Here is a 12,792-nt window from a genome sequence, read left to right on the forward strand (position 1 = left end):
GCCGTCCGGCACGGAGCGTACGAAGGCACGGCGGGGGAGGAGACACCATGGCAGGGGAGCCCGCGGCGCCGCGCCGCGAGACCGTCACCGGGGAGCCCCGGCGCGTACGGCCCCTGCCGCGCTACCGCGCCCAGGCGGAGATAGCCGAGCAGACCGCGCTCGGCGACGCGTACGTCCGCTCCCTGATGCGCAGTCAACTACGGGCCGGGCTCACCGCGTTCGCGGTACTGGCCCTCGTGGCGGGCACCCTGCCCCTCGCCTTCGCCACGCTGCGCGACGCCACCGCCGTCTGGGTCGTGCTGGGCTTCGCCGCGTATCCGCTGCTCACCCTGCTCGCCTGGTGGTACGTGCGGCGCGCCGAGCGCAACGAACGCGACTTCGCCCGGCTGGTGAAGGGCCGGCCCGCCCCGTGAGCCAGAGCCATCCCGCCGTGGCGATCGCCGTCGTCGTCCTCGCCACCGTCCTCGTCGGCGGCTTCGGGCTGCGGATCTCCCGTACCACCTCCGACTTCTACGTCGCCTCCCGCTCGGTCGGTCCCGCCCTCAACGCCGCCGCGATCAGCGGCGAGTACCTCTCCGCCGCCTCCTTCCTCGGGGTCGCGGGGCTGGTGCTGCTGCACGGCCCCGACATGCTCTGGTACCCGGTCGGCTACACCGCCGGCTACCTCGTGCTGCTCGTCTTCGTCGCCGCCCCGCTGCGCCGCTCGGGCGCGTACACGCTGCCGGACTTCGCGGAGGGGCGGCTGGAGTCACGGGCGGTGCGGCGGCTGGTGAGCGTCTTCGTGGTCGGCGCGGGCTGGCTCTACCTCGTGCCCCAACTCCAGGGCGCCGGGCTGACGTTGAAGATCCTCACCGGTGCGCCCGGCTGGTTCGGCGGGGTGCTCGTCTCCCTCGTCGTGGTGGTGGCCGTCGCGGCGGGCGGGATGCGCAGCATCACCTTCGTGCAGGCGTTCCAGTACTGGCTCAAGCTCACCGCGCTCCTCGTCCCCGCGATCTTCCTGCTGCTGGCCTGGCAGGGCGACGGCCGCCCGCCCGTGGACCTCGATCTGACGGGCGACCTCGCCGGCCGCGCCGACCACCCGCTCTACGCCACCTACGGGCTGATCGTGGCCACCTTCCTCGGCACGATGGGGCTGCCCCATGTCGTCGTCCGCTTCTACACCAGCCCCAACGGGCGGGCCGCCCGCCGCACCACGGTGGTGGTTCTCGCGCTGATCGGCGCGTTCTACCTGCTGCCGCCCGTGTACGGCGCGCTGGGCCGGCTGTACGTGCCGGGACTGCCGGGCGGCGCGGACGCCGACGCCGCCGTTCTGCTGCTGCCGGAGCGCGCGATCGGCGGGCTCGGCGGCGATCTGCTGGGCGCGCTGGTCGCGGGCGGGGCGTTCGCCGCGTTCCTGTCGACCGCCTCCGGACTGACGACGGCCGTCGCGGGGGTGCTCACCCAGGACGTCCTCCCCTCGCGCGGGGTACGGGACTTCCGGCTGGCGACCCCGCTCGCCATGGCCGTCCCCCTCGGCGGCTCGCTGCTGGTCAGCGGGATCCCCGTGGCGGACTCCGTCGGGATGGCCTTCGCGGTCTCCGCGTCGTCGTTCTGCCCGCTGCTCGTGCTCGGGATCTGGTGGCGGCGGCTCACCCCGCCCGGCGCGATCGCCGGGCTGCTGCTGGGCGGCGGTCTCTCGTTCGCGGCTACGGTGATCACGGTGAGCGGTACGGTACGGTCCGGCTGGCCGCACGCGCTGCTGGCCTGGCCCGCCGTGTGGTCCGTACCGGTCGGCTTCCTCGCGATGATCCTGGTCTCGCTGGCCACCCGGAGCCGGATACCGCCCGGCACCAACGCCGCCATGACCCGCTTCCACCTCCCGGAGACCCTGATGGCGGGCGGCCGGGACAGCGCGGGGGGCGTCCGATGAGCGGAGCCGCCCTCGCCGTACTGATCGTGCTCGGCCCGCTGCTCCTCGCGGGCGGCTTCGTCCTCGGGCGCCGTACCGCGCGCCCCGAACGGACCAGCGACGTCGGCACCCCCGTCGAGCACGCCACCTTCGAGACCCTGCACACCGCCTCGCTCGCCGCGCCCCCGCTCCGGGCCGGACTCACCGAGGAGAGCGCGGGCAAGGCCGCCCACCGGCTGCGCTCCCTGCTCGGCACCGACGCGCTCTGTCTCACCGACCGGGAGGGCGTCCTCGCCTGGGACGGGCTCGGCGGGCACCACGCGGGGCGGGCGATGGAGCGGGTCGAGGGGCTGCTCGCCAGCGGGCGCGGCACGGCCTTCACGGACGGCTGCGACGATCTCGACTGCCCGCTGCGCTGGGGCGTGGCCGCCCCGCTGACCGTGGACAACCGCGTGCTCGGCACCCTGATCGCCTACGCGCCGCGCGAGTCCGCGGTGCTCGCGCGGGCGGCCGGGGAGGTGGCCCGCTGGGTCTCCGTGCAGCTCGAACTCGCCGAGCTGGACCGCTCCCGCACCCGGCTGATCGAGGCGGAGATCAAGGCGCTGCGGGCGCAGATCTCCCCGCACTTCATCTTCAACTCGCTGGCCGCCATCGCCTCGTTCGTCCGCACCGACCCGGAGCGGGCCCGTGAACTCCTGCTGGAGTTCGCGGACTTCACCCGCTACTCGTTCCGCAGGCGCGGTGAGTTCACCACCCTCGCCGACGAGCTCCACTCGATCGACCAGTATCTGGCGCTGGTCCGGGCCCGGTTCGGTGAACGGCTCTCGGTCACACTGCAGATCGCCCCCGAAGTGCTGCCGGTGGCACTGCCGTTCCTCTGTCTCCAGCCCCTGGTCGAGAACGCCGTCAAGCACGGTCTCGAAGGGGCCGTCACCACGAGCCGTATCACCATCAGCGCGCTCGACGCGGGCGCCGAGGCGGAGGTGGTGATCGAGGACGACGGCGTCGGAATGGAGCCGGACCGGCTGCGCCGGATCCTGCGCGGCGAGGGCGACGCCTCCACCGGTATCGGGCTGCTCAACGTGGACGAACGGCTGCGCCAGGTCTACGGCGACGAGTACGGCCTGGTCATCGAGACCGGCGTCGGCGCGGGCACGAAGATCACGGTACGGGTGCCCAAGTACCGCGCCGGAGTGCACGGCACCTGACCGGGCGCCGGTCCCGCCGGGCGCGCTCGGCACCGGCCCGCCGGATCGGAGGAGACGGCAGGAGCAGAGGAGACGGCCGGGTCAGAAGAGATGGATCGCGAGATGGCCGAGCGGCAGCCCGAGCTGCCAGGCCGGCGTCCACACCTGCGGACCCTCCTCCTCTCCCGCGCACCCGTGGGCGGCCCCGTCGGCGAACCCGCCGGGGAGTCCGTCGGCGAACTCCCCGCAGCCGGCCGCCGGTTCCGCCGCGGCCCCGCCCCCGCGCCACGCCGTCCCGGTGCCGCGCGGCGGGCCCACCGCGTCGAGGTCCGGCGCCAGCAGTTCCGTCTCCTCCAGCCAGCGCCAGGCCTCACCGGCCAGCGCCAGATCCGGGTCCCGGACCTCGGAGGGCGACTCGAAGTCGGCCGCCTCCAGCAGGTCCAGGCGCCCGCACACCCACTCCCGCCAGGAGGTCCCGTACGCCGTCAGTGAGCGCCATTCCTCCATCCTGGCCACGACCCGCGGGCCGCCCACCGAACTGTCCGAGAGAAAGATGGTCAGGGCGAGCGCGTCCCGGCCCGCCCGGTACTCCAGCGTCGTGGGCGGCATCAGATCACCGGTGCGCAGCAGTTCGTCGGCGATGTACTCGGCGTACATCCAAGCCATGGGCACCAGAAGGCCACCGCTGCCTGCCCCTTCGGTACATTCCGGACGCATTGCTTTTCCGCCTTCCTTTCTTCCCCCGAAGCGTGCTTAAGGGAGCATTGAACCGGCGGAGACCGCCCCGCGTGGCCAGAAGGGCAGGATCCGGCGGCGGACGGGAGCGGATTGTGACGGGTGAGGCCGAGAGTGACGCGCCCGGCGATGGAGCGGACGATTCCGGTCCGCATGTGCGGTCGCTTCTGGGCGCCTATGTGCTGGAGGCGCTCGGCCCGGCGGAGGACCGCCGGGTCGCGGGCCACCTCGCGCGGTGTGACGCGTGTGGCGCCGCCTACCTGGAGGTGGCCGACGTACCGTCGCTGCTCGCGCTGCTGGACGAGGAGGACCTGCGGTAGCCGGGCAGCTCGCGGGAGAGCGCCCGCAGGGCGTAGTACGAGCGGGACTTGACCGTGCCGGGCGGGATGCCGAGCGCCCGCGCCGCCTCGTTCACGCTCAGTCCGCGGAAGTAGATCTGGGCGAGCACCGCGCGGTGCTCGCGGCTCAGCGTCCGCACCGCCTGGCGTACGTCCAGCGCCGCGACCGTGCTCTCGGTGCGGTCCTCGGGGTCGGCGGTGGCGGCGAGGATCCCGTCGCTGACCTCCGGGGGGCGCGCGAGGCGTGATCTGCGCGCGTCGATCGCGAGCCTGCGGGCGACGGTGAAGAGCCACGGCCGCATCGACTCGAAGGGCCCTTCGAACGCCTCGGGGTGGAGCCAGGCCCGTACCAGCGTCTCCTGGAGCAGATCCTCGGCGCGCTGCCGGTCGCCGTAGGTCAGTCCCAGCAGGAAGTTGAGCAGGGCGGGGCCGTGGTCGCGCTGAAGCTCCGCCAGCGCCCGTTCGTCGGTCGTCTCCGTGGCGGTGGTCATCGTTGACCGCCCTTCCCGTCGGGGTCGCTGTCCTGCGGTGATTCGCTGCCGCCTGCCGTATCCGAACGCATGGCGGCGCCGAGGGACAGGGCGCGTACCGAGATCTGCGACGAGCGGTCGCTCACTGCGGCGAGTGGTGCGGTGAACGGTCGCCCGGTGGCGTTCGGGCCCTTTCGGGTGTGCTGTCGGCTTGGTTCATTGACATGCGCTTATATGAATATATGGATTTATCGGGATGAAATTCCCTCTTATCCCCTCTTCTGTCCGTATCGCTCCAGCGACCGCGACATGGACCGTGACACCGAAACCGGAGCCTCCCCGATGACCCAGCGCATGCGACAGGGAGCCGTGGCCGCCGCCGCGCTGCTCCTCGGCACCATGGCGGCCTGCAGCGCCCCCGGCCGGCCGGCCGTCCCCCACGGGCCGCCGGGGCACGGCGCCACGTCCCCCTCGGGCGCGGCCGGCTCCGGCCCGCAGCGCGGCTTCACCCTCGTCGCCTCGGGCGACGTCCTGCCGCACGACTCCGTGATCGCCTGGGGCAACGAGGCCTCGGACGACGGCGACGGATACGACTTCCGGCCCATGCTCGCCGGGGTGAGACCGGTCGTCTCCGGGGCCGGTCTGGCGATCTGCCACATGGAGACCGTGTACGGCGAGGAGGACGGACCGTTCTCCGGTTACCCGGCCTTCGTCTCCCCGCCCCAGATCGCCGCGGGCCTGCGCGCGACCGGCTACGACTCCTGCTCCACCGCCTCGAACCACACCCTGGACGACGGCGCCGACGGCGTACGCCGCACCCTCGACGCCTTCGACAAGGCCGGGCTGAAGCACACGGGCTCGGCGCGCTCCGCCGCCGAGGCCCGCCGCCCGGCCCTGCTGACCGCGAGCGGCGGCGCCCGGGTCGCCCAGCTCGCGTACACCTTCGGCACCAACGACCAGCCGTTCCCCGAAGGGCAGCCCTGGGCCGTCAACCTCATCGAGCAGCGCCGGATCGTCGCCGACGCGCGCGCCGCCCGCGCGGCGGGCGCCGACATCGTCGTGGTCAGTCTGCACTGGGGCACCGAATGGCAGACCGAGCCCGACGACGACCAGCTCGATCTCGGCCGGAAGCTCACCGCCTCCCGCACCGGCGGCCGCCCCGACATCGACCTGATCCTCGGCACCCACGCGCATGTCCCGCAGGCGTACGAGAAGGTCAACGGGACCTGGATCATCTACGGGATGGGCGACCAGATCGCCGGCACGATGGCCAACGACGACGGCGACCAGGACGGACGCGGCAACCAGGGCTCGATCGGCAGATTCACCTTCGCGCCGCCCGCCGCGCCGGGGCAGCGCTGGCGGGTCGAGAAGGCCGAGTTCGTCCCGCAGCTCATGGATCTCACCTCCGGGCGCGTCGTCAGCCTGCCACGCGCCCTGCGCGACGACCCCGACCGCGACGACTACCGGGAGGCCAGGTCGTCCATCACCGAGGCGGTGCTGAGCCGCGGCGCCGCCGCCGACGGGCTCACCGAGGGCGACGACTGACGCCCCGCTACGGGACGACCGTCACGGGCCGGCGCCCCGCTACGGAACGACCGTCACCGGCCAGCGTCCCGCCTTGACCAGCCGTACCGCCACCGAACCGACGAACCGGTGCCCCGCCGACTCCGACGCGCCGACCACCACCGCGTCCGCCGTCAGCTCGTCGGCCGCGGTGACCAGGCCGTTGTACGGGTCCCCGTGGAAGGTGTGGAACTCCCAGCGGACGTCCCAGCTGTCCTTGACCCGCTCCACCGACGCGCGGATCTCCGCCACCAGCTCCTCGGCGATCTCCCCGGTCGTCCCGGTGACCGGGGCGCCGAGGGCGGCGCCCGCCGTCAGCACGGGCTGTACGTAGACGATCGCCAGCAGCGCGTTCTGCCGCCGGGCGAGACCACCGGCGTACGCGGCGGCGCGGAACGAGGACTGGGAACCGTCCACACCGACGACGATCACCTTCGGACCGTCGGTGCCGCGTTCGAATTTGGTTGGCTGCTGAGTCACGGCACGCAGGGTATCCGCTCCCGACGGGCACCCCGACGCCGGTCTGCCTAGAGTCTGATCATGAGGGTCGGCAGGCGGAGACAGGAGCGGCCACCGGAGCGGGGGCCGGACCGCGGGCCGCGCCGCGGGACGGAGCGGGCGCGGCGGACCGCAGCCGCCCCCGGCCGTCTCCTGAGCCGCGTGCCCGCCGCCCTCGCGGCCCTCTTCGTCGGGCTCGGCGTGTACTGCGCGGCCATCGCGCTCATCCTCCCGCTGCGCCGGCTGCTCGCCCCCGTCACCCGCTTCCTCGACACCGTGGTCGTCCCGCTCAGCGACAACCTCGCCTACGCGGTCTTCCTGCTGCTCCTGGCCGCGGCCGTCGGCGCCAGGAAGAAGGTCGCCTGGTGGCTGGTGATCGTCTATCTGGGACTGCTCGTCCTCGGCGACCTGCTGCTGGTGACCGCCGCCGAATGGGAGTGGCTGCCCAACCTCCTGCTCTGCGCCGTCGCGATCTCCGTGCTGCTCCTGGCGCGCCGCCACTTCTACGCGGAGACCCGCCACGGCTCCGTCCTCAGGGCACTGCTCGTCCTGGTCCTCGGGCTGGCTGCCGGGGTACTGGCCGGCTGGGGACTGGTCACGGCCTTCCCCGGCACCCTCGCGGGCAGCCAGCACCTGCTGTGGGCCGCCAACCGGGTGCTCGGCGGACTGGTCTCCGAGGGCGTCTTCGACGGCCGTCCGCCCCACCCGGTCTCCTTCGTCCTCGGCCTGTTCGGCGCGGTCGCCCTGCTCACCGCGGCCGCGACCCTCTTCCGCTCGCAGCGCATCGAGTCCGCCCTGCACGGGGACGAGGAACCCCGGATCCGCGCCCTGCTCGGGGCGTACGGAGCCCAGGACTCGCTGGGCTACTTCGCCACCCGCCGCGACAAGGCCGTCGTCTTCTCGCCGAACGGCCGGGCCGCCGTCACCTACCGCGTCGAGACCGGTGTCGCCCTCGCCAGCGGCGACCCGGTGGGCGACCGCGCGGCCTGGGCCCCCGCCATCGAGGCCTGGCTCGACCTCGCCCGGCGCTACGCCTGGGCCCCGGCGGTCATGGGCGCCTCCGAGGACGGCGCCACCGCCTACGCCCGCGCCGGGCTCGGCGCCATCCAGCTCGGCGACGAGGCGATCCTCCTGCCCGACCGGTTCGACCTGGCCGGGCCCGAGATGCGGGTCGTCCGGCAGGCCGTCGGCCGGGTCCGCAGGACCGGCGCCACCGTCCGGATCCGCCGGCACTCGGCGCTCACGCGGCCGGAGTTGGACCAGATCATCGACCGCGCCGACGCCTGGCGCGACACCGACACCGAACGCGGCTTCTCCATGGCGCTCGACCGGCTCGGCGACCCCGGGGACGGGGAGTGCCTGCTCGTCGAGGCACGGGACGCCGAGGGCACCCTGATCGCCCTGCTCTCCCTCGTCCCCTGGGGCCCCGACGGCGTCTCCCTCGACCTGATGCGACGCGACCGCGACGCCCCGAACGGCGTCATGGAGTTCATGGTCGCCGAGCTGTGCGACCAGGCCCGCTCGCTCGGCGTCCGCCGGATCTCCCTCAACTTCGCCGTCTTCCGCGCCGCCTTCGAGGAGGGCGCCCGGATCGGCGCGGGCCCCGTGCTGCGGTTCTGGCGCAGGCTGCTGCTCTTCTTCTCCCGCTGGTGGCAGCTCGAAGCCCTGTACCGCTCCAACGTCAAGTACCGGCCACGGTGGTTCCCCCGCTTCCTCTGCTACGGCGACGCCGGTTCCCTCGCCCGGATCGCCCTCGCCTCCGGTATCGCCGAGGGTTTCGTCACCGTCCCCGGCCTGCGGGCCACCCGGGGCCGGTGGCGCGCCCGTACCCGCGTCGCGGGACCGGCCACCACCGCTGGGCTGCCCGCCATCGAGGCGCTGCGGCTGCCGGAGCCGGGCACCGTGACCGCCGCGCGGGAGCGCCGGGCGCCCGAGCAGATACGGATCCGCCACCGCAAGGCGGAACGGCTGCGCGCGGCGGGCACGGATCCCTACCCCGTCGGCGTGGCGCCCCCCACCGCCACCCTGGCGGGGATCAGGGCCGCGCACCCCGCGCCGCCCGCCGGCTCCCGTACCGGCGAACGGGCCACCGTCGCCGGCCGGGTGATGGCGCTGCGCGACTTCGGCGGTGTCGTCTTCGCCGTCCTGCGCGACTGGTCCGGCGACCTCCAGCTCGTCCTGGCCCGCGACACGGCCGGCGCGGCGTCCCTGCGCCGCTTCACCGCCGACATCGACCTGGGGGACCAGCTCACCGCCACCGGGGAGATCGGCGCCAGCGACCTCGGCGAGCTCTCCGTCTTCGTCACCGAGTGGCGGCTCACCGGCCTCTGCCTGCGCCCGCTGCCCGACAAACGGCACGGCCTCACCGACCCCGAGGCCCGGGTCCGCCTGCGCGCGCTCGACCTGATGGTCACGCCCGGCGCCCGTACGGTCGTCCGCGTCCGCTCCACCGTCGTCCGGGCGCTGCGACAGGGGCTGCTGGACCGCGGCTATCTGGAGGTCGAGACGCCGGTGCTCCAGCGGGTGCACGGCGGCGCCAACGCCCGGCCGTTCACCACCCACAGCAACGCCTACGACCTCGACCTCACCCTGCGGATCGCGCCCGAGCTCTATCTCAAACGGCTCTGCGTCGGCGGCCTGGAGAAGGTCTTCGAACTGGGCCGCACCTTCCGCAACGAGGGCGTCTCCGCCAAGCACAATCCCGAGTTCACCATGGTGGAGGCGTACCAGGCGTACGCCGACTACGAGGTGATGCTCGATCTGGCCCGTGAGCTGATCCAGGGCGCGGCGACCGCCGCCTTCGGCGCGCCGGTCGCCCGCAGGAAGGGACCCGACGGCCGGACCGCCGAGGTGGACCTGTCGGGGCGCTGGCCGGTCAGAACGGTGTACGGGGCCCTGTCCGAAGCGCTCGGCGAGGAGATCGGCGCCGGTACCGGCGAGGCGGCGCTGCGGAGGCTGTGCGACCGGTCGGGCGTGCCGCACACCCCGGACGACACGCGGGGCGAGGTCGTGCTGGAGATGTACGAGCGGCTGGTGGAGGAGAGGACCGGGGAGCCCGTCTTCTACAAGGACTTCCCGGCCGACGTCTCGCCGCTCGCCCGGGGCCACCGGGCCGACCCGCGGCTCGCCGAGCGGTGGGACCTCGTCGCGTACGGCACCGAACTGGGCACCGCCTACTCCGAGCTGACCGACCCGGAGGAGCAGCGGCGGCGGCTCACCGAGCAGTCCCTGCGCGCCGCGGGCGGCGACCCCGAGGCGATGGAGCTCGACGAGGACTTCCTGGCGGCGCTGGAGTACGCGATGCCGCCCACCGGCGGTCTGGGGCTGGGGGTGGACCGGATCGTCATGTTTCTCACCGGGCTGACCATCCGTGAGACACTGCCGTTCCCGCTGGTGCGCGGGGGGTGAGTTCCGCTCCGCCCCTCATCCCATCGGGTGCTTTCCCCGGGATAACCGGTGTTGGTGAACGGCGTGGCCGATCCGCCGTATGAACCATTGGTCATGAAAAAGGATCAGATGATTCTGGGGCGCCGTGGGATGCTCCGGCTCGCCGCCTGTCTCGGTGTCGCGGTCACCGCCCGGCTGCTCAGCACCGGAGAGGCCGGCACACCAGGCCGCCCCGCCGGGCCGCCGCCTCCGGCCGGCCCGGACCTGCCGGCACCGGGCGCCGCGGGGCCGGGCGCCGTAGGGCCAGGTGCCGCGGGGGCGCCGGCCGCCGTCGGTCTGCGGCCCTCCACGTACCGGCTCCAGCCCCTGACCGAGGGCGGGCGGACCGGGGTCGGCAGACCCCTGCCCCCCGTGCGCCACAGGCCCTTCCTGGAACTGCCCGATCTGGGCCGCACCATGGTGCTCACCTTCGACGACGGGCCCGACCCCGCGTACACCCCGGGCATCCTGCGCACCCTGCGCGACCACGATGTCCGCGCGATGTTCTTCGTCTGCGGCGAGATGGCCGACGTCCACCGCGATCTGCTGCGGGAGATCGCCGACGACGGCCATGTCATCGGCAACCACTCCTGGTCGCATCCGCAGATGACCAAGCTCACCCGCTCCGGGATCCGCGGGGAACTGGAGCGCACCAGCGAGGTGGTGGAGGAGACCGTCGGGGCCACGCCGCTCTGGTACCGCGCGCCGTACGGTGCCTGGAACCGGCACTCCTTCGAACTCGGCGCGGAAATGGGCATGGAACCGCTGGCCTGGACCGTCGACACCCTCGACTGGACCACGCCGGGCACCGGCACGATCGTGCGCAGGGTGCTGGACGGCGCGGGCCCGGGTGTCGTCATCCTCTCGCACGACGCGGGCGGCGACCGCTCGCAGAGCGTGGCGGCGCTGCGCCGCTATCTGCCCAGGCTGCTGGACGGGGGCTACCGCATCGCGGTGCCGCACCGCTGAGCCGGGAGGAGGGGGAGGCGAGCGGAGAGGAGCGGAGGGGAGTGGTGGACGGGAGGAGGGGTACGGGGCCGGTCCCGGGGTGGGGCCGGCCCCGTACCGTCAGCGCGTGCCGACCATCCGGGCGAAGACGACGACGTTGCCGTCGTACCCCCCGGCCCTGGAGTAGCCGCCGCCGCAGGTGATCACCCGCAGCTCGGGGTGGCCGGTGTCGCCGTAGACCCGCGAACCCGGGAAGTCGTTCTTGGCGAAGACCTCGACCCCGTACACCTCGAACACCGCGGTCGTGCCGTCGTACCGGTCGACCTCCACATGCCGGCCCTTCGCCAGGGCCCCCAGCCCGTAGAAGACGGTGGGACCCGCCTGGTTGTCGACATGGCCGACCACCACGGCGGTGCCGCGCTGCCCCGGTGACACCCCGTTCTGGTACCAGCCGGCCAGATTGGGGTCCTGCGGCGGCGGGGCGGCGATCCAGCCGTCCGGGTCGAGACCCACGTCCATCACCGGGGCGTCCACCTTGATCGCCTCGATGCGGATCCGGGACATCGGGGCGTACGGCAGGGGCTTGACGTCCGGCACGGCGGAAATGGCGAGCGCGGCCGGGTCGGGCCTGCTGACCGGCGCCGCCGCGGACGCCGGCTGCGGCGGCCCCAGCGGTGCGTCCACCCCGTTGCGCATCAGGGCGATCCCCGTGAGCATGACGAGAGCCAGTACGCCCCACGGCGAGCGCTTCCTCGACTCCGGGGCGTGATGGTCCTGGCCCATAATTCTCCCTTCGTGGGCGACCTGGAGGCACGGTAAGGGCGGAGCGGCCGACCGGCGATCAGGAGCGGGCGAACGGGTGAGGCCCGCGCCGGGAATACCCCGGGCGGGTCAGCGCACCGCCCCAACCGAGTAATGCGGCCGACAAAATTTCTGACGGTCCGTGACCTGCGGCTCGGCCCTGCGGAGCGGCCCTTCCGACGGCGTGTCGCGGTACCTGTGCACGCGCGGTCGAAATGCGCGTTTCCGGTTGCCCGGTGAGGGTTCGTCATGGAAGGCGTTCTCGTCGAATTTCCCGGAGCGCCGCTTTGGGGCGTCTTCCGCTGGAGGTTCAACGATGCGTGCTTCACGCGCTCTCGCGGTGACCGCGACCGCCTGCGCGGCCGTGGCGCTCTCCGCCCCGCTGGCCGGCGCCACCAATGGCCCCCGCGAAGTCTCCGTCGACCCGTTCGAGGTGCACCGGGGCGGCACGCTCCACATCCGTGTGGAGGGCTGCGGCCATGGAGGCACGGTCACGTCCAACGCCTTTTCCCGGGTCGAACTGTCCGTCAATTCCTCGGGGCACTCCTCGGCCCGCGCCAGGATCCATGACTTCACCACGCCCGGCCACTACAACCTGGCCGTCCGGTGCAGTGACGACCCGCGCACCGTCACGCATCAGTTCCGGGTGGTGGAGGGGCGCGGGGCGCTCGGCGGGCTCGGGGGTTCCGTCGGTCCCAGTTCCACGGAGATGGCGCTGGGGGGTGGGCTGGTCGCCGTGGGCGCCGTCGGTGGGTCGGTGTTCCTCGCCCGCCGTCGCCGGGCGCTCGCCGCGGGCGTCTGACCGGGCCCTCCCGGCGGTCCGCCACGGCCAGGGCCGCCCCGTCGGGCCGGGAAGAGCCCGAACGCCCGTCGCCCCGAGCCGGAGAGCGGCTCGGGGCGACGGGCGTTCACGGGGCGGACGGTGCGCGATTCGA

12 protein-coding genes are annotated in these 12,792 nt (G+C 73.5%); 8 read left to right on the plus strand and 4 right to left on the minus strand.

The window, feature by feature from the left end; all coding sequences use genetic code 11:
* Nucleotides 1-47 precede the first annotated feature (47 nt).
* The 3 genes from ACFTZC_RS24265 to ACFTZC_RS24275 are packed head-to-tail and all read left to right on the plus strand — an operon-like array spanning nt 48 to nt 3,096.
* Nucleotides 48-413, plus strand: a complete 366-nt coding sequence (locus ACFTZC_RS24265) for a hypothetical protein (RefSeq protein WP_365812524.1) — start codon at nt 48-50, stop codon at nt 411-413.
* Entirely contained in the window at nt 410-1,909 is a 1,500-nt protein-coding gene (locus ACFTZC_RS24270) for a cation acetate symporter (RefSeq protein ID WP_382893012.1), read from the plus strand. The genes ACFTZC_RS24265 and ACFTZC_RS24270 overlap by 4 nt, the downstream gene beginning before the upstream one ends.
* Nucleotides 1,906-3,096 carry a sensor histidine kinase gene (locus ACFTZC_RS24275; RefSeq protein WP_382893014.1) on the plus strand — a complete coding sequence of 397 codons (1,191 nt, stop codon included), beginning with the start codon at nt 1,906-1,908 and terminating at the stop codon, nt 3,094-3,096. Before ACFTZC_RS24270 ends, ACFTZC_RS24275 begins: the two co-directional genes overlap by 4 nt.
* 81 nt (nt 3,097-3,177) lie before the next feature.
* On the opposite strand, the gene ACFTZC_RS24280 is transcribed toward ACFTZC_RS24275, so the two are convergent.
* Nucleotides 3,178-3,792 (minus strand): hypothetical protein, encoded by a 615-nt coding sequence (locus tag ACFTZC_RS24280; protein ID WP_382893016.1) that lies wholly within the window; start codon nt 3,790-3,792, stop codon nt 3,178-3,180.
* 173 nt (nt 3,793-3,965) lie between these two features.
* Between ACFTZC_RS24280 and ACFTZC_RS24285 the strand changes: the two genes are divergently transcribed.
* Complete coding sequence (locus tag ACFTZC_RS24285; protein WP_382893018.1) at nt 3,966-4,130, plus strand: zf-HC2 domain-containing protein; 165 nt, start codon at nt 3,966-3,968, stop codon at nt 4,128-4,130.
* Here the strand turns inward: ACFTZC_RS24285 and ACFTZC_RS24290 are convergent.
* Entirely contained in the window at nt 4,067-4,639 is a 573-nt protein-coding gene (locus tag ACFTZC_RS24290) for a sigma-70 family RNA polymerase sigma factor (RefSeq protein WP_382893019.1), read from the minus strand. The two genes, ACFTZC_RS24285 and ACFTZC_RS24290, sit on opposite strands and share 64 nt — an antisense overlap.
* 321 nt (nt 4,640-4,960) lie before the next feature.
* Between ACFTZC_RS24290 and ACFTZC_RS24295 the strand changes: the two genes are divergently transcribed.
* Nucleotides 4,961-6,166, plus strand: a complete 1,206-nt coding sequence (locus ACFTZC_RS24295; RefSeq protein ID WP_382893021.1) for a CapA family protein — start codon at nt 4,961-4,963, stop codon at nt 6,164-6,166.
* Between the two features lie 39 nt (nt 6,167-6,205).
* Here the strand turns inward: ACFTZC_RS24295 and ACFTZC_RS24300 are convergent, their stop codons facing one another.
* Entirely contained in the window at nt 6,206-6,664 is a 459-nt protein-coding gene (locus ACFTZC_RS24300) for a universal stress protein (RefSeq protein WP_382893023.1), read from the minus strand.
* 60 nt (nt 6,665-6,724) lie between these two features.
* On the opposite strand from ACFTZC_RS24300, the gene lysX reads away from it, so the two are divergent.
* The gene (lysX, locus tag ACFTZC_RS24305) at nt 6,725-10,090 is read left to right on the plus strand and encodes a bifunctional lysylphosphatidylglycerol synthetase/lysine--tRNA ligase LysX (protein WP_382893026.1); all 3,366 of its coding nucleotides are present in this window, start codon (nt 6,725-6,727) and stop codon (nt 10,088-10,090) included.
* 93 nt (nt 10,091-10,183) lie between these two features.
* Entirely contained in the window at nt 10,184-11,077 is an 894-nt protein-coding gene (locus ACFTZC_RS24310) for a polysaccharide deacetylase family protein (RefSeq protein WP_382893029.1), read from the plus strand.
* A 99-nt stretch (nt 11,078-11,176) separates the two neighbouring features.
* Here ACFTZC_RS24310 and ACFTZC_RS24315 read toward each other — a convergent pair whose 3' ends face one another.
* Nucleotides 11,177-11,839 carry a class F sortase gene (locus tag ACFTZC_RS24315; protein ID WP_382893031.1) on the minus strand — a complete coding sequence of 221 codons (663 nt, stop codon included), beginning with the start codon at nt 11,837-11,839 and terminating at the stop codon, nt 11,177-11,179.
* A 334-nt stretch (nt 11,840-12,173) separates the two neighbouring features.
* Between ACFTZC_RS24315 and ACFTZC_RS24320 the strand changes: the two genes are divergently transcribed.
* A complete protein-coding gene (locus ACFTZC_RS24320) occupies nt 12,174-12,659 on the plus strand; it encodes a hypothetical protein (protein ID WP_382893032.1) in 486 nt (161 codons plus the stop codon).
* Nucleotides 12,660-12,792 lie beyond the last annotated feature (133 nt).

It is taken from the genome of Streptomyces sp. NPDC056987, from assembly GCF_042673865.1.
Taxonomy (GTDB): Bacteria; Actinomycetota; Actinomycetes; order Streptomycetales; family Streptomycetaceae; genus Streptomyces.